Source organism: Tumebacillus algifaecis (assembly GCF_002243515.1).
Classification (GTDB): domain Bacteria; phylum Bacillota; class Bacilli; order Tumebacillales; family Tumebacillaceae; genus Tumebacillus_A; species Tumebacillus_A algifaecis.
On record NZ_CP022657.1, the window covers coordinates 1,616,704 to 1,643,083 of the forward strand.

General features: G+C 53.5%; 30 protein-coding genes, 1 riboswitch and 1 other annotated feature. Of the genes, 27 read left to right on the forward strand and 3 right to left on the reverse strand.

Features of this window, described 5'->3' with window-relative positions:
* Positions 1-70: 70 nt before the first annotated feature.
* From CIG75_RS07025 to CIG75_RS07090, 14 genes are all read left to right on the forward strand, one after another.
* On the forward strand, positions 71-886 hold the full coding sequence (locus CIG75_RS07025) for a serine hydrolase (RefSeq protein ID WP_094236001.1): 816 nt from the start codon (positions 71-73) through the stop codon (positions 884-886).
* Positions 887-1,580: 694 nt separating this feature from the next.
* Positions 1,581-1,714, forward strand: a riboswitch (cyclic di-AMP (ydaO/yuaA leader).
* Positions 1,715-1,722: 8 nt separating this feature from the next.
* Complete coding sequence (locus CIG75_RS07030; protein WP_094236002.1) at positions 1,723-2,403, forward strand: C40 family peptidase; 681 nt, start codon at positions 1,723-1,725, stop codon at positions 2,401-2,403.
* Between the two features lie 256 nt (positions 2,404-2,659).
* Positions 2,660-3,175 (forward strand): YqeG family HAD IIIA-type phosphatase, encoded by a 516-nt coding sequence (locus CIG75_RS07035; RefSeq protein ID WP_094236003.1) that lies wholly within the window; start codon positions 2,660-2,662, stop codon positions 3,173-3,175.
* Between the two features lie 7 nt (positions 3,176-3,182).
* Positions 3,183-4,304 carry a ribosome biogenesis GTPase YqeH gene (gene yqeH, locus CIG75_RS07040; protein WP_094236004.1) on the forward strand — a complete coding sequence of 374 codons (1,122 nt, stop codon included), beginning with the start codon at positions 3,183-3,185 and terminating at the stop codon, positions 4,302-4,304.
* A 90-nt stretch (positions 4,305-4,394) separates the two neighbouring features.
* Positions 4,395-4,616, forward strand: a complete 222-nt coding sequence (locus CIG75_RS07045; protein ID WP_094236005.1) for a hypothetical protein — start codon at positions 4,395-4,397, stop codon at positions 4,614-4,616.
* Between the two features lie 65 nt (positions 4,617-4,681).
* Positions 4,682-5,521: a shikimate dehydrogenase gene (gene aroE, locus CIG75_RS07050; RefSeq protein WP_094236006.1), complete on the forward strand. Its 840-nt coding sequence runs from the start codon at positions 4,682-4,684 to the stop codon at positions 5,519-5,521.
* A 56-nt stretch (positions 5,522-5,577) separates the two neighbouring features.
* On the forward strand, positions 5,578-5,871 hold the full coding sequence (gene yhbY / locus CIG75_RS07055) for a ribosome assembly RNA-binding protein YhbY (protein ID WP_094236007.1): 294 nt from the start codon (positions 5,578-5,580) through the stop codon (positions 5,869-5,871).
* A 31-nt stretch (positions 5,872-5,902) separates the two neighbouring features.
* On the forward strand, positions 5,903-6,514 hold the full coding sequence (gene nadD, locus CIG75_RS07060; protein ID WP_094236008.1) for a nicotinate-nucleotide adenylyltransferase: 612 nt from the start codon (positions 5,903-5,905) through the stop codon (positions 6,512-6,514).
* Positions 6,495-7,070 (forward strand): bis(5'-nucleosyl)-tetraphosphatase (symmetrical) YqeK, encoded by a 576-nt coding sequence (gene yqeK / locus CIG75_RS07065; RefSeq protein ID WP_094236009.1) that lies wholly within the window; start codon positions 6,495-6,497, stop codon positions 7,068-7,070. The genes nadD and yqeK overlap by 20 nt, the downstream gene beginning before the upstream one ends.
* 60 nt (positions 7,071-7,130) lie before the next feature.
* Positions 7,131-7,478, forward strand: a complete 348-nt coding sequence (rsfS, locus tag CIG75_RS07070) for a ribosome silencing factor (RefSeq protein ID WP_094236010.1) — start codon at positions 7,131-7,133, stop codon at positions 7,476-7,478.
* 15 nt (positions 7,479-7,493) lie between these two features.
* On the forward strand, positions 7,494-8,255 hold the full coding sequence (locus tag CIG75_RS07075; protein WP_094236011.1) for a class I SAM-dependent DNA methyltransferase: 762 nt from the start codon (positions 7,494-7,496) through the stop codon (positions 8,253-8,255).
* A 113-nt stretch (positions 8,256-8,368) separates the two neighbouring features.
* On the forward strand, positions 8,369-9,652 hold the full coding sequence (locus tag CIG75_RS07080; RefSeq protein ID WP_094236012.1) for a LysM peptidoglycan-binding domain-containing protein: 1,284 nt from the start codon (positions 8,369-8,371) through the stop codon (positions 9,650-9,652).
* Positions 9,653-9,759: 107 nt separating this feature from the next.
* Positions 9,760-10,010 (forward strand) — a binding site (T-box leader).
* A 79-nt stretch (positions 10,011-10,089) separates the two neighbouring features.
* Positions 10,090-12,549, forward strand: a complete 2,460-nt coding sequence (leuS, locus tag CIG75_RS07085) for a leucine--tRNA ligase (RefSeq protein ID WP_094236013.1) — start codon at positions 10,090-10,092, stop codon at positions 12,547-12,549.
* A gap of 136 nt (positions 12,550-12,685) precedes the next feature.
* On the forward strand, positions 12,686-13,669 hold the full coding sequence (locus CIG75_RS07090; protein ID WP_094236014.1) for a hypothetical protein: 984 nt from the start codon (positions 12,686-12,688) through the stop codon (positions 13,667-13,669).
* Between the two features lie 52 nt (positions 13,670-13,721).
* On the opposite strand, the gene CIG75_RS07095 is transcribed toward CIG75_RS07090, so the two are convergent.
* From CIG75_RS07095 to CIG75_RS07105, 3 genes are all read right to left on the reverse strand, one after another.
* Positions 13,722-14,816 carry a D-alanine--D-alanine ligase gene (locus tag CIG75_RS07095; RefSeq protein WP_094236015.1) on the reverse strand — a complete coding sequence of 365 codons (1,095 nt, stop codon included), beginning with the start codon at positions 14,814-14,816 and terminating at the stop codon, positions 13,722-13,724.
* A gap of 87 nt (positions 14,817-14,903) precedes the next feature.
* Positions 14,904-15,350 (reverse strand): transcriptional regulator MntR, encoded by a 447-nt coding sequence (mntR, locus tag CIG75_RS07100; protein ID WP_172844429.1) that lies wholly within the window; start codon positions 15,348-15,350, stop codon positions 14,904-14,906.
* Positions 15,351-15,410: 60 nt separating this feature from the next.
* Positions 15,411-15,935, reverse strand: a complete 525-nt coding sequence (locus CIG75_RS07105) for a YqeG family HAD IIIA-type phosphatase (RefSeq protein WP_322348604.1) — start codon at positions 15,933-15,935, stop codon at positions 15,411-15,413.
* 169 nt (positions 15,936-16,104) lie between these two features.
* Here CIG75_RS07105 and CIG75_RS07110 point away from each other — a divergent pair, with 169 nt between their 5' ends.
* The 13 genes from CIG75_RS07110 to CIG75_RS07165 all read left to right on the forward strand — a co-directional run bounded on the left by CIG75_RS07110 (position 16,105) and on the right by CIG75_RS07165 (position 26,290).
* Complete coding sequence (locus tag CIG75_RS07110) at positions 16,105-16,689, forward strand: ComEA family DNA-binding protein (protein ID WP_094236016.1); 585 nt, start codon at positions 16,105-16,107, stop codon at positions 16,687-16,689.
* A 5-nt stretch (positions 16,690-16,694) separates the two neighbouring features.
* On the forward strand, positions 16,695-19,136 hold the full coding sequence (locus CIG75_RS07115) for a DNA internalization-related competence protein ComEC/Rec2 (protein WP_094236017.1): 2,442 nt from the start codon (positions 16,695-16,697) through the stop codon (positions 19,134-19,136).
* A 15-nt stretch (positions 19,137-19,151) separates the two neighbouring features.
* The gene (locus tag CIG75_RS07120) at positions 19,152-19,403 is read left to right on the forward strand and encodes an alpha/beta-type small acid-soluble spore protein (protein WP_094236018.1); all 252 of its coding nucleotides are present in this window, start codon (positions 19,152-19,154) and stop codon (positions 19,401-19,403) included.
* Positions 19,404-19,500: 97 nt separating this feature from the next.
* Positions 19,501-19,758 carry a hypothetical protein gene (locus tag CIG75_RS07125; protein WP_094236019.1) on the forward strand — a complete coding sequence of 86 codons (258 nt, stop codon included), beginning with the start codon at positions 19,501-19,503 and terminating at the stop codon, positions 19,756-19,758.
* Positions 19,759-19,860: 102 nt separating this feature from the next.
* Positions 19,861-20,367 (forward strand): hypothetical protein, encoded by a 507-nt coding sequence (locus CIG75_RS07130; RefSeq protein ID WP_094236020.1) that lies wholly within the window; start codon positions 19,861-19,863, stop codon positions 20,365-20,367.
* Positions 20,364-20,591: a hypothetical protein gene (locus CIG75_RS07135; RefSeq protein ID WP_094236021.1), complete on the forward strand. Its 228-nt coding sequence runs from the start codon at positions 20,364-20,366 to the stop codon at positions 20,589-20,591. Before CIG75_RS07130 ends, CIG75_RS07135 begins: the two co-directional genes overlap by 4 nt.
* Before the next feature lie 508 nt (positions 20,592-21,099).
* On the forward strand, positions 21,100-21,630 hold the full coding sequence (locus CIG75_RS07140; RefSeq protein WP_094236022.1) for an RNA polymerase sigma factor: 531 nt from the start codon (positions 21,100-21,102) through the stop codon (positions 21,628-21,630).
* Positions 21,627-22,979: an anti-sigma factor family protein gene (locus CIG75_RS07145; RefSeq protein ID WP_094236023.1), complete on the forward strand. Its 1,353-nt coding sequence runs from the start codon at positions 21,627-21,629 to the stop codon at positions 22,977-22,979. The genes CIG75_RS07140 and CIG75_RS07145 overlap by 4 nt, the downstream gene beginning before the upstream one ends.
* Positions 22,980-23,060: 81 nt before the next feature.
* Entirely contained in the window at positions 23,061-23,222 is a 162-nt protein-coding gene (locus CIG75_RS20640; protein WP_157729434.1) for a hypothetical protein, read from the forward strand.
* Between the two features lie 116 nt (positions 23,223-23,338).
* Positions 23,339-23,950, forward strand: coding sequence for a hypothetical protein (locus tag CIG75_RS07150; protein ID WP_094236024.1), 612 nt, complete (start codon positions 23,339-23,341; stop codon positions 23,948-23,950).
* Positions 23,951-24,191: 241 nt separating this feature from the next.
* Positions 24,192-24,407 (forward strand): ferredoxin, encoded by a 216-nt coding sequence (locus CIG75_RS07155; protein WP_094236025.1) that lies wholly within the window; start codon positions 24,192-24,194, stop codon positions 24,405-24,407.
* 180 nt (positions 24,408-24,587) lie between these two features.
* Positions 24,588-25,409 carry an NAD(+) synthase gene (nadE, locus tag CIG75_RS07160; protein WP_094236026.1) on the forward strand — a complete coding sequence of 274 codons (822 nt, stop codon included), beginning with the start codon at positions 24,588-24,590 and terminating at the stop codon, positions 25,407-25,409.
* Positions 25,409-26,290, forward strand: a complete 882-nt coding sequence (locus CIG75_RS07165) for an NAD(P)-dependent oxidoreductase (protein WP_094236027.1) — start codon at positions 25,409-25,411, stop codon at positions 26,288-26,290. The genes nadE and CIG75_RS07165 overlap by 1 nt, the downstream gene beginning before the upstream one ends.
* Positions 26,291-26,380 lie beyond the last annotated feature (90 nt).

Below are 26,380 nucleotides of genomic sequence, written 5' to 3' on the forward strand. Positions count from 1 at the left end.
TAGGCAGGAAGTAGTTGGACGAGCGCAGAACAAAAGAAGTAAGAAGGGCAGAACGAGAGGAGTGACTTACATGCTGACAGCACTTGCACCGGACTTGCAACGCCTGATCGAAGCGGGGCGCGGCACGTATGGCGTGTCGATCTATCATCTCGAATCGCAAAGCGAATTTTCCTATCAGCAGGACGAATCGTTTTACGCGGCGAGCATCATCAAGGTGCCGATCATGGCAGCTGTGTTCGATCAAGCGAGCAAAGGCAATTTGAGTTTTTCAGAAAAAATCACTTTGCGTGCAGAAGATAAGGTGACCGGATCGGGACTTTTACAAAATCTCAGCCCCGGTTTGGAGTTGTCGATCTACGACTACACCGTGCTGATGATTATCGACAGCGACAATACGGCGACCAACATTCTGATCGACCGCATCGGAACGCAGGCCATCCAAGCAGCGATGCAGGAATGGGGTCTTGAGGGCAGCGGTTTTTATAACAAAATATCGGTGATCCCAGCGAAGATCGAGAACTTCAACCAAATCACACCGCGCGACATGACACACCTGTTAAAACAAATCGCAGACGGCAAAGTGGTGTCCTGGCGCGCCTGCGCCGAGATGGTTCAGATCATGAAACAGCAAAAATACAACGAAGGGCTGCCCAGTCTGCTCCCGAAACAGGATGGCCCGGTAGGTGTTTTGCCATTGTGGGAATGTGCCCACAAGACCGGATGGATCAATGGCACCGATCACGACATGGGGCTGCTTTATTTCCCGCGCAATACGTTCGCCGTCTCCGTGTTTGGCAAAAACATCACCGACCGCAAAGACGCACACAGCTTGATGGGACAGATCGGCCAGCTTCTTTACGAGCGGAGCGCACTGAGCCAGGCTTGATCGCTATACTTTCCGAGGAGCCGCAAATTGCGATAGCTCGTCCTCAGCGTCATGGGTCGGCGTGTAAGTCGTGTAAGACCATTCGTCAGGAGCACGACTAGCAAGTTCTGATTATAGGAACAGCAGATTTCGAAGCGGGATCGACCGATTCCTTCAACAAATGCAAACGAGAGCGTCATGGACCGACAAGCGGTCAGGCGCTCTTTTCATTTTGAGGTGTTTACAGAAAGCGAGACGTCGGCAGTGCTTGTCATCGCGGAGTGCATCAAGTTCGCTCCTGTACAGGAATTGGTGGGCGAGACTCTGACTGCATTTCATTTCGCTTTCTTCGCTTGACAGTCTTGACAGTCTTGACAGTCTTGACAGTCTTGACAGTCTTGACAGTCTTGACAGTCTTGACAGTCTTGACAGTCTTGACAGTCTTGACAGTCTTGACAGTCCGTCAAGAGAGTGACCGTGCCGGAGTGATCGCGACGCTCCACCCAATTTTCGGAGCCAGTTCATTCTCGCTTTGCAGGATGGGTGCTTCCTTATGATTAATGATTGCATGTGCGCTTTGGGACTCAGACCATCCCGGCGGTTACTCAATTAAACGTCCAGACATGAAACTTTGTACGATTCAATGTTGCTTGTGAAGTTATTTAAGTCTAGTGATTTGATTGAAATCTGACAATTTGTATGCTAGACTTTCTTTGTTGAGAATTGGCCGAATCTGATATGTTTCAGTACGGGGGAGATTTTTGCTTTTTGGGGTGAACCGCCTTAGGGCGGAGGGTTGCTCTCGACCCGAACCCGTCAACTAACCTCGGAGGCCCTACGGGAGGTTACATATTCTTATGAAGCGTTTTGTACATACTCTGCTTTTGGCAGCACTCGTCACTGTATCACCACTTGCGGTCACAGATGCATTCGCAGCGCAGGCACCGTATGGAAATTCGATGTTGCAGGTCGGTTCGAACGGTGCGGAGGTGACCAAGCTCCAGCAAGATCTGCGCTTGCTCGGGTTTTTCAACTATCCGGAAAACACAGGCTACTACGGTGAGGTCACAGCAACGGCGGTCAAAAAGTTTCAAGCTGCAAACGAATTGGAGCAAAACGGAAAAGTTGGCGCGACGACAGGCCCGTTGATCGAAGCCCAAGCGTTAAAACTGCGTCCGGCCACTCCAAAAGCGGTGGACACCGCGATGAAATATGTGGGCGTTCCTTATCTTTGGGCGGGCAACACCCCGAGCGGTTTTGACTGCTCCGGATTTGTCTCCTATGTGATGGGGCAGTCCGGTTTGCACTTGCCGCGCATTGCGGCCGACATGTATGCGGGCGGCACGCCGAGCGCAACGCCACAGTCTGGCGATCTGGTCTTCTTCTCCACCTATGGGCCAGGTGCCACACACGTTGGCATCTATCTCGGCAACGGCCAGTTCATCTCTGCCACTTCTTCGCATGGGGTCAAAGTAGATTCGCTGCACGGCGGTTACTGGGGCGATCGCTATATCGGAGCGCGTTCCTATCTCAAGTAACAGATCATTGTTGTAGGTGATCATTAAGCAAGATTTACCAAAGATGTTGAAAAAGGATTTGTTGTTCTTTTGTCTAATACAATGAGTACAACAGTATAGAAACATACGAAAAAACCTCTGTCCTTCCCTCGAGCCGGGAGCAGAGGTTTTTTCATCGAAATCTCGGTTTATTGGCAGAATCTTCTCTTCTGTGATATTCTCTACAGGTGGATGGAATGCTACTACAACGGGATTCCCTTTTGAGGTGAAAACAAGAATGTTAAAACAACTGATTCCCGATCTCTATGTAGAGTCGGTTTTTCACATTGATCTTGACGAGCTGGCAGCGCGCGGCGTGAAAGGCATCATCACCGATCTTGACAACACGCTGGTGGGCTGGGATCAGCCAGACGCCACGCCCAAGTTGATCGAGTGGTTGGACCATGTTCGCGACACGTACGGCATCAAAGTCTGCGTGGTGTCGAACAACAAGAACCATCGCGTCGAGCAGTTCTCCAAACCGCTGAACATCCCCTTTATCGGACGAGCTCGAAAGCCCAAGCGGGCTCCTTTTCTGCGCGCGCTTGACGTGCTGAACACAAAGCGTGAAGAGACGGTCGTCATCGGGGATCAATTATTTACCGACGTGCTCGGAGGCAATCGGATGAACATGTACACGATTCTCGTCGTGCCGGTTGCAGAAAAAGAATGGGTCGGCACCAAAGTGCTGCGCATGATGGAACGCGTGGCGCTTTCGATTTTGCGCCGCCGCGGAATGATTCCTTGGGAGTGAAAAAGAAATGTCAGAATTTGATCTGATTTGTACCGGTTGCGGCATCAGCATTCAAACAGAGGAAAAAGACAAGCCGGGCTATGCACCGCTCAACTCGGTGATCGAACGTGAATATCCGGTCTGTCAGCGCTGTTATCGTATCAAGCACTATAGCGATGTAGCACCTGTCACCCTCGACAATGAAGGGTTTCAAAAGATTCTCCGCGACATTGGCAAGCGTCCGGCGCTCGTCGTCAAGGTGGTCGATCTGTTCGATTTCGCCGGTTCCTGGGTGAAAGAGATCAACAAATACGTCGGGAAAAACCCGATCATTCTCGTCGCCAACAAAGCAGACTTGCTTCCGAAAGTGACCAATTTTGAACGCGTGGAGTTCTGGCTGAAAAAAGAGGTCGAGAAACAGGGTGTCAAAGTTGCAGATATCATCTTGATCTCGGCGAAAAAGCGCATCAACATCGAATTTGTCAAAGAAGCGATCGACCAGCGCGTCGGCAATAAGGACGTCTATGTCGTCGGCACGGCCAACGTTGGCAAATCGACGTTGATCAACGGCCTGCTCAAACTGTACGGGCAAGAGGAAGGTGCAGAGATCACGACGTCCCGCTATCCGGGCACGACGCTTTCGACGATCCGCCTTGATTTGCCGATTCACAGCGGGGATCTGATCGACACGCCGGGGATCATGACGACACACCGTCTGACCGACCTTGTCTGCTCCAAATCGCTGCGCGACATCACGCCAGATGGGTACATCGATCCAAAGACGTACCAGCTCAATGATCAGCAGACGCTGTTCCTCGGCGGCTTGGCGCGCTTTGATTATGTGGAGGGGCCGAAACAGGGCTTTACGATCTACGCGGCTAATCAGCTTAACGTCCATCGCACTAAGCTGGAGCGGGCGGATGAGCTGTATGCCAACCATCTCGGTACCCTGTTGACGCCGCCCTGCGAGCACTGCCCGGATGTTTTGCGCAGCCTCGTGCCGCACAGAATCAAGCTGAAGTCGGGTCACCCGCAAGACATCGTGATCTCCGGCCTCGGCTGGATCACGGTGCGTGGGATGCATTACACCGATGTGGTCGTCCATGCGCCAAAAGGTGTCGAGGTCCACACCCGACGCGCTTTGATCTAATCGACTGCCAGACGATGTTCTAGAGTCATATTTCAACATAAGTCCCCATACACCTTAGATACACACCATTTAAGGGTGGAGGGGATCTATTTGGAAACGATGACACAGGAGCGCCGTCGATTGATTAAACGCTTTGTCGTACATGAGTCTGGTCGTGCAGAATTGCGACTTGAGCAATTGATGAACAACCTGCGCCAACAGGTGCAGGCGGTGCGTGAAGAGCAACCGGAACTATGCGACTATCAACTGTACGATCTGACCTTTTCCTTTCATGAGAACGGTATGATGGTGCAGATGGAATTTCGACGCTAATCCAAAGACCCGCGGTTGCGGGTCTTTTTTCTTTGCTTTACACTGGGAGAAAAGGGGGGATGGACATGCTTACCAGTTCAACGCGATTGGTCGGATTGTTCGGCCATCCGGTCGCACATTCCAAGTCCCCGCAGATGCACAATGCGGCATTTGCTGAACTGAAACTCGACTACGCCTATCTGGCGTTTGCTGTAGAACCACCGCGATTGTCGGCGGCCGTCGAAGCGATTCGCGCGCTGCACCTGCGCGGTGTCAACGTGACGATCCCTCATAAAGTGGCCGTGTTGCCGCTGCTCGATGAGATCAGTAAAGAGGCGGAACTGATCGGCGCTGTCAACACGATCGTCAATGAGGATGGAAAATTGATCGGATACAACACAGACGGGATCGGTTACCTTTCTGCACTGGAAGAGGAGACGGGCATCGACATCTCCGGGAAAAGGGTGTTGCTGCTCGGTGCAGGCGGCGCATGTCGCGCAGTCGCAGCACAGATGGCCCTGCACGGAGCAGAGCACATCGCGATCGCAGCCCGAGCGCAGGAACGAGCCGAATCGTTAGCTGCGCGCCTGCGCGTGCATGCGACGGCAGATGGTCTTTCGCTGGAGGCGGCCGCCGTACAGCTCGATGCTTACGATGTCATCGTCAACACGACTCCGGTCGGCATGCACCCTGCGGAGGACGCGGTGCCGATCGGAACGGACGGACTGCGGGCGGGGCAGTTGGTGAGCGATCTGATCTACAACCCGCGAAAGACCCGCTTTTTGCACGAGGCTGAAGCGCGCGGCTGTGTGGTATCCGGTGGGCTTGGGATGTTCGTGCACCAAGGCGCACACGCTTTTCGATTGTGGACAGGCGTCGCGGCACCGATCGATGTGATGCGGCAAACGGTGGAATCCTGCCTCTAGACGTGCTATACTCAATCTTTGACACAATGCGACAGTACAAAGGAGTATGAAACAATATGCTGACTGGAAAACAAAAGCGGCACCTGCGCTCGCTGGCTCACCACGTAACTCCGGTGACACAAGTGGGCAAAGGCGGCGTTTCTGACAACATGATTGTACAGATCAACATGGCGCTGGAAACCAAAGAACTGATCAAGATCTCGATTCTGCAAAACTGCGAAGAAGATAAAAACGTCGTGGCCAAAGATCTGGCGGAGCGTTCCGGCGCCGAGCTGGTGCAACTGATCGGCAAGACGGTCGTGCTGTACAAAGAATCGACCGAAAACAAACAGATCGAACTCCCGCGCTAATTTGCACAGGTAGAAAAGGAGGTGCTGACCAGTGCGTCTTGGCATCTTTGGCGGCACCTTCGACCCGGTGCATATCGGACACCTTGTTGCGGCCCAGGTGGCGCTTGAGCAAGCTGGCTTGGATCGGGTGGTATTTGTTCCAGCCGGAGTCAATCCGCTGAAAGTTGGGAAAGTGATCAGCGCAGGCGAACACCGTCTGCACATGGTTGAACTCGCCGTGCATGACACGCCACAATTTGCGGTCAGCGATTGGGAGATCAAACGTCCTGGGCCGTCTTTTACGGTCGATACGCTGGAGCATTTTCACGAGGAGCATCCAGCAGCAGAACTTTTTTTTATCATCGGAGCGGACAACCTGCACATCCTGCCCAAATGGCGTTCAGTCGATCGCATTTTAGAACTTGCGACCGTGCTTGCTGTCACACGTCCCGGTTTTGACTTGAAGACGAGCACAGGCACGGCGCTCGCGCTCTATCCGGAGGTGGCAAAGCGTGTCCACTATGTGGAGATTCCAGGGCTGGACATCTCTTCGACATGGATTCGTGAGCGTCTTGCAAAGAATCTTTCGGTTGAGCATCTCGTTCCCCAAAAGGTCATAGGGTATAGTGAGGAGAACAAGTTGTATGAACGAATTGGAGATTAAAGAGATCATTCGTCAAACGTTAAGTCCGCGCCGCTTTCAGCATGTCAGCGGCGTTGTCGATGCGGCCGATACTTTGGCCCACCGCTACGGCGTGGATGTGGAGAAAGCGCGTCTTGCTGCGTGGATTCACGACTATGCACGTGAATGGCCGGTCGATAAGTGGTACGAAACGGCCAAGCAGCGCGGGATCGATCCGACCTATTTAGAAGTGGCAGAGATGCTGCATGGACCGATCGCCGCCTCGATGATGCCCGAAGTGTTTGGGATTGAGGACGAGGAGATTGCAGACGCTGTGCGCTATCACACCAGTGGGCGGGTCGGGATGACACCGCTTGAAAAAGTGGTCTGTTTAGCAGACTACATCGAGGCTGGTCGGGAATATCCGGCTGTCCACGAACTGCGCAAACAAGCGGAAGTGGACCTTGATCTGGCCCTCGCTTCCGCTTTCGATAACACGATTCGGTTTTTGCTCGACAAAAAACAGCCCATTTTTCCAGTTACGATCTTGGCGCGGAATGAATTGTGGCGTGCGCTGAAGGACAGGCGGACACTTTAACGCGCGGCATCGAATATACTGTATTACCTGTAGTCCCAATCTTATTTAGGAGGCATGTAAATGAGCGATCGAGTCTTGGAATGGGCGCGTTATGCGGCTGACGCTGTCGCAGATAAGAAAGCGAACGATGTGGTGGTTCTTGACATACAAGGGCTGTCGGTGATCGCTGATTATTTTGTAATCTGCAGCGGGAATTCCAACACTCAAGTGCAAGCAATCGCAAAGGGCGTGCGCGAGAAACTTGCCAAACGAGGCATTTTCATCAAAGCGATCGAAGGGTATGATGAAGCTCGTTGGGTTTTGCTTGACTTTGGTGATGTCGTGGTTCACGTGTTCCGCCAAGAGGAACGCGAGTTTTACAACCTGGAGCGCGTCTGGGGGGACGCGAAACAGTTGAGCAATGTGTAAGGAAGGTACGGATCGGTGAGTGAACAAGAACACTTCAGCTACGGGGACTTCGCGCAGTATTATGATCGGCTGATGCAGGATGCCCCATATGATTCGTGGTTGACCTTCTTCGAACAGGCACTGGCGCGGTATGATCTCATGCCGCGCCATATCGCCGATTTGGGCTGTGGCACGGGCACGATTTCGCTCGCACTTTATGAGCAAGGCTACAAAGTGACAGGTGTGGACCTCTCGGAGGACATGCTGGCCCAAGCGGGAGCGAAGCTTACCTCCCACTCTCCACGGCTTCGCTTCCTGTGTCAAGACTTGCGCGAGTTGCATCTGCCAGAAGCGTGCGATCTGGCCGTTTCTTTTTGCGACTCGCTGAATTACATAACGGATGAAGCCGATCTCGGCCAGATCTTTGCGCGCGTGAAGCAACAGCTACGCCCAAACGGCGTGTTTCTGTTCGACATGCACAGCCTCTACAAGCTGCGTGAAAAACTTGGGCAAAATGTGTTTTACGAGGTTGGCGAGGAAGTGACCTACCTTTGGCAAAGCCGATTCGACGAAGCGTCGTCCACTGTGGAATATGACATCACGTTTTTTGCCTTAGAGGATGATGCGGAGCAGTTGTATCGGAGGTTTCATGAATACCACGTACAGCGCGCCTATGAGCTCGACACGGTAAAAAGGTTGCTCAAAGACGCAGGATTTCAAACAGTAGAAGTATATGCGGACTTTTGTTGGGACGTGCCAACAGATTTGACAGAACGCTACTTTTTTGTCGCGAGATAGTGAAAGCGCCCAGTTGTTGTCGGGGCGCTTTTCTGCGTGGTTCGTCCTTCACCCTTTATTCACTGGGCGAATACCCTAGGGGTACGTTAACGGAGAGAGGGTGAACGCCTGGCATGTTTGTACATCTTGTCAAAAAAGGGGAAACGATCTCAGGGATTGGCCGCTCCTATGGGGTGAGCGGTGAGGCCATCGAAAAAGTGAACGGATTGGTCGATGACGCTTTGGTGCCGGGCTGCTCGCTTCTCGTGCCGTCGCCCGTATCCACCACGATGCACACCTATCGGGTGCGCGAAGGGGATACGATCAAAAAGATCGCCAACTCGTTTCGTATGCCGGAGCGCATGGTGCTGGCAGCCAACTTGGTCAGCCTTGAAACGATAAAGCCAGGCCAAATCCTGACGTTGCCTTTGCCAATACTTGAGAAAAAGGAAATCGAGGTCAACATGCGCTGGGAGGTGCAAGAGGAGGACCTTGACCTGTTGACGATCGAGGAGGCGAAAGACAGCGTGTCCACCGTTTCGGTCGCCTATGCGTTGGCCGAAAGCGACGGGAGACTGCGCATGCCTCCGTTGCTCTCTAGACGCTTGCTGGCCGAGACGAGGCGGGTTCAAGCACAGCCGTTGCTATTGACCACGCTGGCCGACGAAGAGAGTGCATCCCGACTGTTTACGCATTTGCCGAGCCGACGCGCCTTTTTCTCCGCCTTGCGCACAGCTATGGAGGAGTACCAGTTTGCGGGCGTCCATTTGGAAATGCCGCAGATGAGTCCGACACTGCGCCCCCTGTTCAATGGATTTATCCGCGAGTTAGGGCTGCGGGTGCGACGCGCAGGAGGCAAACTCTATCTAGGCATTCCAGCACATGGGGCAGATGACCCGGAGCATCCTCGCTATGGCGTGTTCGATGTGCAGTTTTTGAGCCATCATGTCGATCGCGTGGTCTGGAATGCGGATGAGGAGTACGGTCGGCTGGATGGCCCACCGATGTCGTTGGCTCCACTGCATCTGATCAAGCGCACACTGCTGCACGCGCTGACGATGGTGCCGTGCAGGAAGTTGCTGCTCGGACTTCCCTTCTTCGGCTATGACTGGCCGACTCCGTTCCAGCCTGAACAGCTGCCTACGCTGATCCTGCATGGTCTTTATGATGAAGAGGTCCTGCCGCCCAAACAGATCTACTGGGATGAGAAAGCGATGGCACCGATGTTCACCTACAAGAATGAAGCTGGCCAAAATAGGGAAGTCTGGTATGAGGACGTGCGCAGCGTGGCGGCCAAACTGCATGTAGTAACGGAGCTGGGTCTGGCCGGGATCTCCTGCCTGGTACATGGCAGCACGCTGGAAAGCAAATGGAGACTGTTGCAAAATACGTTCACCGTCGCGCGGTATACAGTGTGAAGGGACGGATGTCTCCTGAGAAAGTACAAAAACTAGTTTTGTTTTCGTTGACAAAACGTTTTACGAATGCGTATACTACTAACAACAAGTGACACATTTTGTCGAAAGCAATGGCCAAGATGAGGAATAGTAGTTCGACAAGCTTTTCAGAGAGCCGACGGGTGGTGCGAGTCGGTAAGTTTTGGATCGAATGAACTCGCCTCGGAGCTGCAGCAGGGAATCGCATGATGCGAAGTATTTGTTGCCGTTTCGTCCGCGTTACAGGACGTTAATGAGAGTGCCCTACACGTTGTTACGGCGAGGGTGCTGAATTAGGGTGGTACCACGGGAATGTTAATCCTAACCTCTCGTCCCTAGCGATCAAGCGCTGGGGGTGGGAGGTTTTATTTGTTTTTCCGCTCCTTTTGCGTTCTGAAATCTTAGAAGGAGGGTTCCTCATGAGCGAACGACGCTACGCACCTGCAGAAATCGAACAAAAATGGCAATCTCACTGGGAAGAGACGAATGCTTTCGCAACGGAAAGCGACCCGAACAAACCGTACTACTACGCGCTGGAGCAATTCCCGTACCCGTCGGGCCGCCTGCACATGGGCCATGTCCGCGTGTACACGATCGGCGACGTGGTCGCACGATTTAAGAAGCAGCAAGGCTTCAATGTGCTTCATCCGATGGGGTGGGACGCATTCGGGATGCCTGCGGAAAACTTTGCGATCAAACATGGTGTACATCCAAACGTTTCCACCTATGAGAACATCGAGTTCATGACAAAGCAGCAAAAAGAATTGGGCATTTCCTACGACTGGTCGCGGGAATTGGCGACCTGTTCGCCAGACTACTACAAGTGGACGCAGTGGCTGTTCCAACTGTTCTACGAGCGCGATCTGGCCTATAAAAAGAAAGCGGCGGTCAATTGGTGCCCAGAGTGTTCGACAGTTCTCGCCAACGAACAGGTTGAAGATGGCGGATGCTGGCGTTGCGGCACGGAAGTGGTCAAAAAGGATCTGGAACAGTGGTTCTTCCGGATCACCGAATATGCAGACCGTCTGCGCGGTGACCTCGACAACCTGCCGGGCTGGCCGGATAAAGTCAAGACGATGCAGCGCAACTGGATCGGCAAGAGCACCGGGGCGGATATCACCTTCAAGATCGACGGCAGCGACGAGGCGGTCACCGTATTTACGACGCGCCCGGACACGCTGTTTGGCGTTTCCTACCTGGTGCTGGCACCGGAGCATGAGTTGGTGCAGAAATTGATCGCAGGCCAGCCGCGTGAAGCTGAAATCAAGGCATTTATCGACGAGGTGCGCAAAACATCGGAGATCGAACGCACTTCGACCGACGCGGAAAAGAAAGGCATTCACATCGACGCTTCGGCGCTTCATCCGCTGACGGGTGAGAAATTGCCGATCCTGATCGCCAACTATGTACTGCCCGACTATGGTACCGGCGCGGTGATGGGCGTTCCGGCTCACGATGAGCGCGACTTCGAATTTGCCAGCAAATATGAACTGCCGATCCAAGTCGTCATCGAGCCGGAAAGCGGTGTCCCGAGCGAGTTGAACGCAGCGATCACCGACGATGGGATCATGATCAACTCCGGTGATTTTAACGGACTGCACAACCGCGAGGCGCTGGTGAAGATCGTCGAGCAACTGGAAAGCATGGGCGTGGGCAAGATGACCACCTCCTTCCGCCTGCGCGACTGGCTGATCTCGCGTCAACGCTACTGGGGTGCACCGATCCCGATGATCACGTGCGAAGCTTGCGGAACGGTCCCCGTGCCGAAAGATCAACTGCCTGTACTGCTGCCAGAACAAGTTGACTTTGGCGTGAAAGGCAAATCGCCGCTGGCGACCAATGATGAATTTGTGAATACGACTTGCCCGTCCTGCGGCGGTCCTGCCAAACGGGAAACGGACACGATGGATACGTTTATCGACTCCTCGTGGTACTACCTGCGCTATATCTCCGCACAGGATGATACGGTCGTATTTGACACCGAAGCGGTCAACAAGTGGCTTCCGGTCGATAAATATATCGGCGGCATCGAACATGCTGTCCTGCATCTGCTCTACTCCCGCTTCTTCACCAAGGTGCTGTACGATGCTGGGCTGGTCAACTTTGAAGAGCCGTTCGAAAGCTTGCTGACCCAAGGCATGGTCGTGCTGAACGGTGCGAAGATGTCGAAGTCCAAAGGCAACGTCGTCTCGCCAGAAGAGATCATCGAGAAGTACGGCGCAGACACCGCTCGTGTGTTCATGCTGTTTGCAGCACCGCCCGATCGCGACCTGGAGTGGAGCGATCAAGGGATCGAAGGTGCACACCGCTTCCTCGGCCGCGTATGGCGGATGGTCGAGAGTCATCTCGACATCATTCAGGCGGGCGGCACACCGAACATCGCAGGTGAAGCGGAGAAGAAAATGCGGATGGCGATGCACGCGGCGATCAAAAAGGTCACCGAGGACATTGGCGAACGCTACCAGTTCAATACGGCGATCTCGGCGATCATGGAGTTGGTCAACGCGATCTACGCGTATCCGGAGACGGCCGATGCGGCACTGAAAGCGGAAGCGATCGAGATTGCGGTTCGTCTGCTCTACCCAGCCGCACCGCACATCACGTCTGAGCTGTGGGCTGTGATGGGCAAGCAAGAGTCGCTGATCAAAGTGGAATGGCCGGCGTTTGACGAATCGGCGCTGGTATTGGATGAAATCGAATATGTGGTGCAAATCAACGGGAAAGTCCGTGATAAGCTCGTCTTCCCAGCAGCGGCAACTCGCGAAGAGGTTGAAGCGGCGGTGCTGAACTCGGAAAAAGTTCATGCGCTGGTCGAGGGCAAGACGATCAAGAAAGTCATTGTGGTACCGAACAAACTGGTGAATCTGGTCATCGCATAGTTTGGGAGAAGCCCCTGCAGAGCGGATCTGCAAGGGCTTTTCTTTTCGCGCGGTGGAATTTACCTGAAGGAATTTATACCTGAATGCAGAATAAGTCACGCTATGGAATTCGTTAATCCGGGAGGAATACGCAGAGATGAGTGAATCGAATACATACTACATCAAACAAGTCTGGCGTCAGAAGGGGGACGTTTTGTTCGACCGTATTTCGTTTAAGGAACAGAACAAAGCACAGGAACTCAGCCAGACGACTCGTCCTGTTCTGTTACTGGAACAAAAGGCCAACAGCGGCTCGAACGCCGTGTTTGCGATTGGCCATGTGTCTGAGCCGGTTGTCATTGAAGAAGAGATGACGTTCCCGGGACAGACGGGTGAGTTTTTGTATCATGTCCCGTTTACTTATGACTTTGTACTGGAACACAAACAGAACGGGATCACCCGCGATGAGTTGCAAGAATTGACCGGGCAAAAATTCACCCCGCAGGTGAAAGGCGGCTTGTACGAGATTTCGGCTGACGCGCACGAACAGCTCACCACACTCTTGAAGGCGCGCGCAGGGCAGGCGCCGATCGTGGCGGAGAAAGCTCCGAAAGCAACTGCGAAAGCGACGGCTACATCGACAGCGACTGCGAAGAAGGCGGACAAAGCTTCCACTGTTGTTGCCGACGCTGGTTTGGCTGACCAACTGGGTCAGGCGGTTGCACAATTGCAAGCGCGCAGTGACCTGCGCTTGGTCGTGGAAGCGGGCCAAGTGAGCGCCTTCCCAGCCGCTCTGTTGGCGCTGGAAGATCTGTCTGCCCTGCAGGCGGAGATTCGCAACTATGTGAGCGCAGGCGGTCATGCGGAGCTTGATGTAGCGGCGGCCGAAACGGCAGCAGCAGGCGCTGCACAGTCGCGCTACGCAAACGTCATCAAACTGGTCGAATCGATGGTGCGCGAAGGTAAATATGCGTCGGTGCAGATTCCGACCGTGCAACAGGTCTTCATTGAAGATGCGAAACTTCCGCATCCGTACCAAGCGATCGAGTTGCAAGGCGCACGTGGTCACCACATTTTAGGCACGGACGGCACCTTGTACACGACAGAAGGCAAAGTGGTCCAACATTTCTTAGGTCTTTAATTTACGTGTCAATGAAAAAGCCGCTCCCTCGACTGAGGGGGCGGCTTCTTTCTTATCGTTCACGATTCTTATCTTCATGGCGGTCGATCGCCAGTGTGATCAATTTTTCCAACAGATGGTTATACTGCAATCCGGTGACTTCCCAAAGTTTTGGGTACATCGAGTAGATCGTGAAGCCGGGGAACGTGTTGATCTCATTGATCAAAAACTGCCCCGTCTTGCGGCACAAGAAAAAGTCAACTCGGGAGAGTCCCGAACCGTCGATCGCTTGAAACGCCTTGATAGCGAGGGCGCGAACTTCCTCCGACTGCTCGGGCGTCAGTTCTGCCGGAATGATCATGACCGAGTCGCCATCCACATACTTCGCTTGGTAATCGTAAAATTCGTCACCCGAAGAGACGATCTCACCTGCCACCGAAGCGGCTGGGTCCTCATTGCCGAGCACGGCCACTTCGATCTCGCGGCCATCCACCGCCTCTTCGATGACCAACTTACGGTCATATTTGGCAGCCAACCGCAGCGATGCATAAAGCTCGTCGCGGTTCTTCGCCTTGGAGATACCGACCGAAGAACCGAGGTTGGCCGGTTTGATGAAACACGGATAGCCAAGCGACGCTTCGATCTGCTCCACGACGACACCGGGCTCGCGTTCGAAGGCAGAGCGCAATACCACTTCATAGCGCGCCTGTTTCAGCCCTTCTATTGCGAACACTTTTTTCATCATTGCCTTGTCCATCCCCACCGATGAAGCGAGCACACCAGCGCCGACATACGGCAGATTGAGCAGTTCAAACAAACCTTGTACCGTCCCGTCTTCGCCAAACGGTCCGTGCAAAATCGGAAGCACCACATCTATGTCACCGACCGACTGCATCGGCATGACTGCGCCTTGGGCGACGGGTAGCAATTCGGCCGCCTGCTCCACTTTGACTCCTTCGGTGAGCAAGTGCGTTGGGATCGCTGTTCCAAGCGCATTGAACGCGCCCAGACCTACGTGCCAAGTGCCTTGCTTGTCGATGCCGATCGGGAGGATCTCAAATTTTGTCTGGTCCAGATTCTCGATGACTGATCGAGCAGATTGGATGGATACTTCGTGTTCGCCCGACTGTCCGCCAAAGACGACACCTACTCTGATTTTCCTGTTCATCCGCTCACTCCTTTCTGATAACCATTTTATTATGCTAAACGTGTAGGCGTGTGTCCAGACGAAAAAAAACCCCGGTCAGCGCCAGGGTTAGTTCTTATCACCGTTTACCTCTTTCAGATCGTCCAATTCGTTGCGAAAGTCATAATATTCGTCGAGGCATTCCTGGTTCTGGTGGAAAAAGAGCACGAGGCTGTTCAACGCATCCATCGTCGAAGGGGACACATGATGCTCGATGCCTTCGACATCGTTTTGAATGGTCTCCTCGGCAACGCCCAAAATGCGCAAAAATTCTTCGAGCCTCTTATGTCGCTGTTTCATCAGTTTGCCCAGTTGCTCACCGCGGGCGGTGAGGACGATGCCACGATATTTTTCATAGGTGACGAGCTTTTTCTCGTCGAGCTTCTGAATCATTTTCGTGACTGAGGACGGCTGCACAGACAGCGAGGAGGCGATGTCTGAGACGCGGGCGTACCCTTTCTCTTTCATCAGCTCATAAATTTTTTCCAAATAATCCTCCATGCTTGAAGTGAGCATTTGCAGTCCTCTCTTTCTGTATCAAAATGCACGTACAATTGTACCCTATTCAGTCAGGACTTACAAGTGATCATCCCACGGCATGTACCCTTTTTGCTTGAGGTAGTTGTAGATCTTGCGTTCAAAAAAGCGGTTTACCTTCGTCGGCCAACCTTCTGTTTCCGAAATCGGATCGACCCAGATCGTGAAAAATCCAAATCGGTTGCCACCGACAATATCGGTCAGCAGTTGGTCACCGATCACCACCGTATCGCGGGAGGTGGTATGCAGAAGTTTGAGCGCGCGCTCGAAGGGGTGTCCCCACGGTTTACGGGCTGCGTAAACAAACGGAATGCCCAGCGGTCGAGCGAACGAGGCGACGCGCAGTTCTTTGTTGTTCGAGACGATCACCACTTTCATGCCGTGTTCGCGGATGTTGCTAAGCCAAGCGATCAACTTGTCGGTCGCATTCAGGCTATCTTGCTCAACAAGCGTGTTGTCGAGGTTGGTGATGATGCCTTTGATCCCTTTGTCGCGCAGTTTATCTACCTCGATGTCATAGATCGTATGCAGATGAAGGCTTGGAATGAATTTTTCCAGCATCATGACGAAACGACCCCCTTTAGGCAGAATGAGTACCTATAGGGTTGGCGGGAAAGGGGCAGAGGATGCGGATCATATTTTGTCAGACGATGACTACCTTTGCCAGCTAGCAGGAAAACATTTCTTGTGAGGCGAAACTATGCGTTGAACTCAGTGGAAAGGAGGAGCTAAGTTGCAGATCCAAAAGAAAGAACGCACGCTTTTGCTGGTGTTATTGATCGGCATTCTGCTGGCGGGAAGTGTCTATCTGTATGGAGACAGTTCCAAACTTCAGGCGGACGGCATTGTGCTTGAGCAGGCGTCGGCACAGCCAAGCGTCGCTGCTGAGAAGATCAAAGTGCATGTGAAAGGGGAGGTGAACAGTCCAGGTGTCTATCAACTGCCACCCGACTCGCGGGTGATCGACGCGATCGAAGCGGCAGGCGGCTCGAAGGCCGAAGCACATCTGGATGGTATCAATCTGGCTCAAGCGCTCGCAGATGGGGGGCAAGTGATGGTGCCGCCACAGCCTACTTTGCAAGATACGGCGCAGACATCCCCCACACAAGGCCAGCCACACGCAGGAAAAATCAACCTCAACACCGCCACGCTCGAACAGCTCGTCACCCTCCCAGGCATTGGCTCGGTCCGCGCTCAAGCGATCCTCGATCACCGCCAGAACCACGGCCGCTTTTTCCAAGCAGAAGATCTAAAGAAAATTTCAGGTATCAGCGTCAAACTGTTCGACCAACTGCGCGACAAAGTCTATGTGGAGTGACCGCCATGTGGCGACAGTTGTACAGGCCTTGTCAGCGTCTGACGGCAGACAGCTCCAGGAAGCTCCTGCTGTGGTATCGAACGCTAACCAGACGGAGCAAACACGTTCCAGATGGAGGTGGCAACGTATCCAACGTCCGACACTGGCCAAATGAAACGCTTGCCAGACTGCGCACATTCGTTACAGGCAATGATGGCAACCCTCGCCTGCCATTGTATAGGACCCTGTTGTGGCTCGGCTTGTTTTTTGCTGCGGGCATTGGGGTGGCGCGCCTTCCGTGGTATTGGATGCTCATTGCAGCGGCATGGTGCAGGAAGCCGCTCTTGGTGGCGGCATTTGCTGCCGGACTTTTCTATGCGACGAGCTACGAGTGGGGATATCGTCCGACACTGGAGGCATTCGCTGGGCAGGAAGTTGTCGTGCAGGGGAAAGTGACTGCGGAGCCAGTTTGGAAAAATGGCGCGTGGCGCTTTCGACTGGACAGCACTGGCGGAGAAAGCATGATGGTCAAAGTGAAGCAAAGCCGCGAGGAGGCGTTCTACTACGGCGATTTGCTAGAAGTGTCGGCCGTGCTGGAGAAACCGTCACCGCCGCGCAACCCAGGCGCGTTCGATGCGAAAGCGTTCTATGAGCGGCAGGGGATTCACTACGCACTGACCGCCAAGAGCGTTCGCAAGCTCGGACGAGATGATCGTGGACTGCATGGACGGTTGTTCGTTCCGATCCGAAAACGATTGCTGGAGGTGGTAGATCAACAGTTTCCCGGCGAGCAAGGCGCTGTGATCGCTGGACTCTTGCTTGGCATCACCGCAGAGATCGAAGAAGAGACGATGGAGTCGTTTCGCGTGATGGGCGTCGTGCACATTCTGGCGGTGTCAGGCGCGAATGTGGCGATGATCCTGCTACCCTTTTTGGCGTTGCTCAATCGCTTGCGAATCGCGGAACGCAGACGCTACCTGCTCGGCATTTTCGTCGTGTTGCTCTATGGCGGACTCACTGGCGGAGGCCCTTCTGTCGTGCGTGCCTGCACGATGGCGGTCGTGTGGTGTATCTCGCGAATCGTTTCCCGCGAGTCAGACCTGTTGACCTCTTGGGCGTTGGCCGGTTGGATCGCGTTGTTGTTAAATCCGCTGACCCTGTATGACCCTGGCTTTCAACTGACGATGCTGATCACGATGGGCCTTTTGTTGCTCCCAGAGCGGTTGCGTTTTTTGTTCAAAATGATGCCGGACAAACTGGCGACCTTGCTCGCTGTCACCTTGACGGCAGAGCTGTTGTCCGTCCCGATCGTCCTCACCTTGAACCCCGCCTTCACCCCGCTATCCCTGCTCGCCAATCTCCTGATCGTCCCTCTGCTCACCCTATTAGTTCCGCTTTCTGTCTGCACGATTTTGCTCGGTCTGATTCATGCTGGTGCCGCCGCTTTGCCTGCCTGTGTGGCCAGGTTGTTGCTCGATGCGTTAATCCTGCCGCTCCAATACACCGGACAGGCGAGATGGCTTGTCCGTCACTATCAGGCACCGCCGATCTGGTGGCTGTTCGGCTACTACGCTTGGTGGTGGGTGTATTCGGTTCGCCCGGTCAAATGGCGGCAGATCGCGCTCACGTTCTTCGCAAGTTTCCTACTCGTCGGCCTGATCAGGTGGGAACAGCCACTGCGCATCACCTTTCTCGATGTTGGACAGGGCGATTCGGCCTTGATTCAGACTCCAAATGGGAAGGTCTGGCTCATCGACAGTGGCGGCATCCCCGGCTTCCTAAACAGCACTTTCGATATAGGGAAACGCATTGTCGTTCCTGCCCTAGCTTCGTATGGCATCGACCACATCGATGTGCTTGTCCTCACCCACGCTGACGAAGATCACATCCGAGGCACCACTGCCGTTATGGAACACTTCACCATCGGTCAAGTCCTCGTCGCCAACGCAGCAGACCCCAGCCCCTTTTTCCAAAGCCTCCTACAAGAGATACACAGACGACACATCCCCCTGCTTGAACCTCGTGCCGGACAAACGGTTGCTCTGGACGACAACCTGAAGATCGTATTCTGGAATCCACCACCAAAGACCAGTCGGGCCAACCAGCACAGCGACCTCACAGACACGAACGCAGGCTCGATCGTCTTCTCCCTGCACGCGGGGCACCACACCTTCCTTTTCACGGGTGATGCTGAGCAAGTCACGACCACGCTTTCGCATGTCGATGTGCTCAAAGTCGCTCATCATGGCAGCAAAAACGAAACAGTGCTCCCTTTTACGCTCGACCACGCGCTGCTCTCTGTTGGTGCCAAAAACCGCTACGGTCATCCAGCTCTGTCCACCGTGGAACAACTGCACCAAAAACAGGCCACGATCTGGCGTACCGATCGGCACGGAGCGGTAGAAGCGGTGTTGGACGGTGACATCTTACGCATCAAAACATGGCTTCCCGCACAGGATACGAAGTAGGGAGGTGACGGTCTGATGAGCAATCGTCGAACGGTACTGAAACCTAGCGCGCAAGAGGCGCTTGAACACCTGAAATACGAGGTGGCTCAAGAGCTTGGACTTGACGATGACATTCAGCAAAAAGGCTGGGGTGAGATGACCACCCGTGAAGTCGGCAAGATCGGCGGGGGCATGGTACGCAAGATGATTCGCTTCGCAGAAGCCGAAATGGCCGCCAGAGACGGTCAGATCGACATGTCACAACCTGATCAAGGCGGCGCTTCGTAGCGCCGTCTTTTTCTAATGCAGGAAATATTCGAGGATTGATTCGAGCGGTGATCTCGTCGTACCGTAATAGGTAAGAATAACGGGAGAAGGTACCGCGATGACACAAAGTCTAGAACGAAAAATTGCGCAGCTGTGTGAACTATCCAATCAGATCACCGAGCAGCACAATGATATTCTGAAACTTGACACAAGCAAGTTCATTCGCTCATTTGTGGATTTGACGACCGCCATCGAGCAGTTGGACGGGACCAGGGAAATGATGCGTGGACGAGCGGATCATTTGTTGAATCACCCGAAACTGACCGAGCATAAACTTCGCAAGGCTCATCTCAAACTGGTGCACAACAAAAAATAAAGCCAGCAGAAAGACATGTCCTTTTCCTTGCATAGAGGATGCGGTCAGGAAAGATACTTACCCTGTACCCATCTTGGACCGAAAGGGAGGGGTCTTGCTCATATGTACGAAACGTGGATCAAGAGCTTGATTGATATTCTCGACGAACTTGCCCCTGTCACGATCGTCCGCTCTCGATTGGAGATGCCGCTCGGTTCGGTGACGGGCGAGTTGAGCACCTTCATCCGTTCCCGTCTCGACCTGCTCGATGAGAACAGCCCGTGGTGTGACCTCGACTGCGAAGCGGCAGGCGACGAAGTGCATATCGCCTTCATGATTCATGTGCCAAGCCTCAACAAGCGCACCGATGAAGAGATCGTAGCAAGCGTCATATCGATCGCAGGCAACCCAACGATCTCCTTGCTCACGCCGATCGGCCAGATTGGTCAGGAAACGTATGTGATCAAAGGTGGCATCCAAGTACCGCTCCACCATCCGACCGACAACCCGAACTCGGCCACGCACGACATGGCGGAGATGCTGGTCTCGCTGATGAAAGTCGGCGGTTTTGATCATCAGGATGCGAGCGACAAAGAGGCGGATGACCTCGTCGCGTGGAGTGAGGAATGAGCGAGCAGCCACAAATGAAAGGCCGCAACGGCAACTTGGACGCAGTGGCCCTCCATCAGCTTTTTCACTTGCAGCCGAACAACAATCTGACCCACAATCAGATGGTGCGACGCGACCTTTTTCCGCGTTGGGAAGTGATCCGTCCTGCCGACTTCAACCCGGTGGACGCTGAAACCCGTCGCCTTCAAGCGTTGCTCGCCGAATCTGAAAAACATCTGCACTAACGCTCAACCCTCCGAGTACAACTCCGGAGGGTTTTGTGATGTTACAGCGTAGTTTTAATTTCATCATCGATGATTCGTGTATTTGTGATTTATTATTTATGAATTAAAAAGGTGGACGATTCTGAAATAGAAAATGGCGATTGGGGCAAGTACCGTAGTTCTGACGGTTGCAGTGCTGATTCCGCTAAGCGTTGCTTCCTCCGAAGCTGAAGTCTGTACGGTCTGCACGAACAGATAAAGCATAGCTGTTTGCGAACAGGGGTGGCATGCTGTTATTTTCAAGAAAATTGTTACACCTATTATTTTCAGAAAAGTCCATTTATTATGAAGTCGGCTTTGTTGTGGGTATAGGACTTATTTTGCGATTCTCTAGCCTGTTTATGACCCGAGAGCTGCGGTGGCCACCTCGATTTTAGTTGCAGGAGAACGAATTTTTGTGCGGAATTGTTACTTACCATGAAACTTTTAAGGCGATCTCAACATCGTATTACATAAGGAGGAAGGACGTATGCAAGATAAGGTGATCGTGGCAGACGCACTGAGCAGTCCGGATGCGTTGTCCCGATTTTTGCGTACGGTCGAACCGTTTATTTACCAAACGGCGTACTACCTGACCGGCAAAAAGGCGGATGCAGAAGACATCACGCAAGAGAGCCTTTGGAAAGTCTGCCGATCGCTTGGGCAGTACCAAGGGCAGGGCTCCCTTCGCGGCTGGATTCACCGCGTCGTGGTCAATACCTTCCGCGAACAGCTCCGCAAGAAGCGGCTGACGGTCGTCGAACTTGACGAAGGACTGCAATCAAGCGAGTCGTCGGTCGAACAGCAAGTCGAGATGAAACTGACAGAAGAGCGGCTGCACACAGCGATCGCAGCGCTCCCCGCAAACTACCGCGAAGTGATCGTGCTTCGCCATATTCATGAGATGTCCTATCAGGAGATCGGAGAAGTGCTGGAACTGACCGATGCGCAAGTGAAGACTCGGCTGTTCCGTGGACGTGAGAAATTAAAATCGCTGTTCTATGGAGGTGATCAAGCATGACACATGACGAGTATCGCGAACTGATTCAACGCGAACTAGACGGGGATGTGACCACCGAGGAACGGCAGCTGTTACAGGTGCACATCGCATCATGTGACGATTGCCACCGGGAATGGGATGACTATAAAAAGCTCGCAGCCGCCTTTGGCAAACTGCCCAAGGTGATGCCCGATAAGAGCTTCGTTACGCTGATGGAACCGGAGCTGCCAAAAGTTCTGAAGAAAAAACGCCGTCTGCCTGCCGCGTTCTGGCCGGGTCTGACTGCAGCGGCAGCGCTCGTGCTCACGATCGGTCTTACCGATGCGTTCGGTTTCCTCGCACCAAGCCCAAGTATCTCACCAGAGCAACAGCCCGAGCAGGTCGTTCAGAGGTTGGCAATCGATGACATCCCGGCTTCGACCGGGCCAGCCGATGTGAAACATCCTGAACCACAGCTGATCTTGCAAGAAAAGGTGAAGGAGAAGCCAACCGTGCAGGTCGTGGCCGTCTCGAATTACGATCTGGCCAAAGTGCAGGATCAAACGGGTGTCGTCGTCGAGCAGCAGAAGGTCGATGCGGTTACGGCAAACCCCAACCCAAGAGGCAACGGTGTTGTCGTCGTGACGGTCGATGCCAAGCCGACCGGTGTCAAAGTGGACGGTGACAAGGTGACGGTCATCGTCACACAAGATGACAAGTCGAGTGATGATGACGGTAGCAATGTCAGCGTTTGGGGCATCGCTGGGATTACAGAAGGAGATAGCGACGAGAAGACGATCACCTTTACCGACGAATTCGGCAGGGTGATCGACCAGACACGCGTGTTTCTGCGTCCTGTTGCTGGCCTATTGGCAGCCGATAGTGCTCTCAACCGCTCGATCGCCAACGCTTACAATGCCGATCCCAAGCTCAATGATTGGGCGCAGGACCCGTATCAGGTGGTCTATCGTCACCTGCGAGATCTCGGCTTTTCTGACAAGGCCACCGTTTCGCAGTCCAACGACACGAGGCTTATCAAGGTGATACAGGACGATGTGACCTACCAGATTCGGATGGGCAAGACCAATCAAGGCTATTGGCAACCTGTACAGATTTCTCGCATGATCAACCCGTTTGACAAAGATCCGCTCGGATCGAAGGTGATCGCATATTTTGCCGGGATGAAGGCGCGCGGGACTATCCATGGATTTGGTGAAATCTACCTGATGGAACGCACCGATCAGACGGTGAAAGTCTCCGTGTTTTTGGAGCGCCAAGATTCAAGCGGAGTGGTCGTCGTAACGGAAAGCTACTATGATTTCCAAGTGTTGAAGAATGCATCTGGAGAGATACGCCTCGGCGACCAAGTGCGGGTGACGACGATCGACTAGTGTCATGGCCAAGGATTCTGGTGTTTTTTGTAAAGGATTGGGGCATGCTAGGTGGACAGAAAGCTATGGAGGAAACCACCGATGAAAAAATTTCTGCTCCAACTGACAGCCATCGCCCTGCTCCTGTCGCTCGCCACTCCCGCCTTGGCGTCAGAGACCTCATCCAACGAGGATCAGACCACAGGGAAGCAACACAATTTTGAACAATGGCAGACGATCAAACGTTTGCAAGCTCATCACTAATCCGATCGCGTTTATCAAGAGATCGCTGCCTGCGTGGCAGCGATCTCTTTTTGTCAGGCTAATATTCTTTTTCAGCCACACCTGCATAGGTATGTACAAAAAGAGGGGGCTGGACAATGCGTAAAGCGGTATTAATGCTGGCAATAACGGCGATGCTGCTCGTCGGGTGCGCACCAAAGGCGGACCAACAGAAGCCGAGCGGGCAGACAGCGCCGCCGCAGTCGAACAACGGCGGTACCGGAAGCGACACGCCCAAGCCAAGCGACGGAACGAAACTCCCAACACCAACAGCGGAGAAGACAGACGAGCAGATCAAAACGGAAATTCGCGCGAAGCTGCAACGTTTGACCACCGCACAGAGCGGGTACAGCTTGCCTGTAAACGATAAACAGGTGGTGCAACAGGTCAGCTCACTGCAAGACGTCACCGAATCGCTCCGCAAAAAAGGTTACTCCCAGCCGTTGGCGAAGACGCTGACCGAGGAATTCTATCAAGAGCGGATAACTGGCGGTACAGCGCAGATCATCTTGCTCGCCCGCGGCGGTCATATGGGCCGGTTCTCCACGGATGCGGAAGCCACGTTTACCAAGAAGAGCAAATGGGTATGGCTGATCGAACAGGAGCATCCTGACGACAATCTGCATGGTCCACACACTTCCACCTATGAAGTGGAAGTGCTAAAAGACGGCACTTATCGCTTGAACTCGTGGACAAATCGCAAGCTGTAAAGAATTTCTCGATGAAAATGATTCTCAATCTCTGTGATTTGTGTTATACTACAAGTAACACATTCCGATACGGGCAAAAATTGCTGAAAATAGCAGATATCATGACCTACTACTATGTAGGTTATACTCCTCCCCATTTGTGACACAATAGGAAAGGGGATTTCTGTGTTTGTACGCATTGCACAACGTACAAATTTGGTTTATAATCGACCACAGAAGATAAAAAGGAGTGTGTAATGTCATGGCTAAAACTTTTGTTGATTTCGATACCTGCATCGCTTGCGGTGCTTGCTACAGCACTGCACCGGATGTATATGAGTCTGATGATGACGGCTACGCATTCGTAAAGCTCGAAGGCGGACGTGACGGCTTCGTTGAAGTTCCGGAAGAGTTCCTGTCTGACGCTCTCGACGCTAAAGACGGTTGCCCGACTGAATCCGTCAAGTGGGAAGACTAATCAATCCATAACCGACAAATCGCTGACCCTTCTAGGGTCAGCGATTTTTTTTTTGTAGTCAATTTTCTGGGAAAAGGTAGCGATGACAGGCCTGTGGCGACCGTGAAATGCGACAGCCTTTTTTGATGCACTGTGTTACAATAAAGCCAATACTTTCACGTAAAGGAGACAGAATAGGACATGAGTTTGCGCATGGAAGAGCATTTGCGTGGATTTGAAGCGAGAATTGAGGAAGAGATTGCGAAGCGAGAAGCTTTCATCCGCGATCAGGTGATCGGTACGGGAGGTTCAGGTGTCGTGCTCGGTCTCTCTGGCGGCATCGACTCGGCGGTGACTGCAGCGCTTGCGACACGGGCGCTCGGCGCTGAACAGGTCGTGGGATTGTGGATGGGGGCGGATTCCAGCTCTGTGCATCACCGCGATGCGAAGCTGGTCGCCGATACATACGGATGTCGTTTTCTCGAAGTAGATTTCAGCGTGATCGTCAACCAATTCCACGACGTGATGAACGCGAGCGCAGAAGCGTTGCCAAGCGAAGCGCGCATTGGGCAAGACAACCCGCTTGTCAAAGGCAACCTCAAGCCGCGTTTTCGGAAGAACGCCGAGTATTGGATGGCCGCGTTGCTCGGGTACCGCGTCGCAAACACCTGCAACTGGTCGGAAACAGCAATCGGCTATGAGACAAAATATGGCGATGCGGCTGGCGATTTCTCTGTGCTCGGCGACCTGGTCAAAGCGGAAATTTACATTCTCGCGAAACACCTCGGCATGCCAGAGCCGTTGTTGACCAAAGCCCCGAGCGCCGACCTTTGGGAAGGCCACACCGATGAAGAGGAGCTAGGATTGTCCTATCAGGATCTCGACACCTATCTTTGCACGGGAGAAGGAGACCAGGCCACGATCGGCAGGATCGACCGCATGTTCAAGCTCAGCGCTCATAAGCGCAACCCGATGCCGATGGTAAGCATCCCGAAGTATCCAGGCGAGGGAGGCAGTAACTGATGCGACCGACACTAGGCTGGATCGGCCTTGGTAACATGGGCCGACCGATGGTTACCAACCTGCTTGCGGCAGGCTACGAGGTCACGGTCTACAATCGCACCGAAGCGACGGCAGCTCCGTTTGTCGAACGAGGGGCCAAGCTAGCCGCCTCGCCCAAAGAATTGGCAGAACAGGTCGATGTGGTGATCACGATGGTCTCCGATTCTACCGCCTTCCATGCGGTATTTGAAGGCGAGGACGGGCTGTTGGCAGGCGTGCGAGCCGGACAGACGGTGATCGACATGAGCACCATCGCGCCGGAAACGTCCCGCGATGCGGCGGCCAAACTGCGTGAAAAAGGGGGCCATTTCCTCGACGCTCCCGTTTCTGGCTCGGTCAAACCAGCGACCGACGGCACGTTGGTCATCCTTGTCGGCGGAGAGCGAGATGTGTATGAGCAGCACGTGCCGATCTTTGACGTACTCGGCAAAAAGTCGTTCTACTTTGGCGACAATGGGCAAGGGGCCAACGCCAAACTGGTGATCAACATGCTGCTTGGCATCACGATGCAAGGGCTCTCCGAAGCGCTGGTGCTTGGTGCGAAAACGGGGCTCGACCGCGCCACCTTGCTTGAGATGGTCAGCGTTACCGCCTGTGCCTCGCCGATCATCGCCATGAAAACGCCGAGCATCTTGGAGGAGAACTTCACAGCAGCATTTGCGCTCAAGCACATGGAGAAAGACTTCGGTTTAGCGCTCGAAGCGGCCAAGCAGGCGGAAGCGGCACTGCCTGCAACGTCTGCAGCACACCAGAGCTTTATCGCAGCGAAAGCGAACGGACATGGCGACGATGACATCGCTGCGATCCTCGTACAACTGGAAAAAATGAGCGGTCTTCGTTAACTTCTTGGCAAGTGGAAGTATAGGGTGGCTGAACGGCCACCCTTTTTTTTGCGATTTGATTACAAAGTTTAACATGTAGATAACAAATTG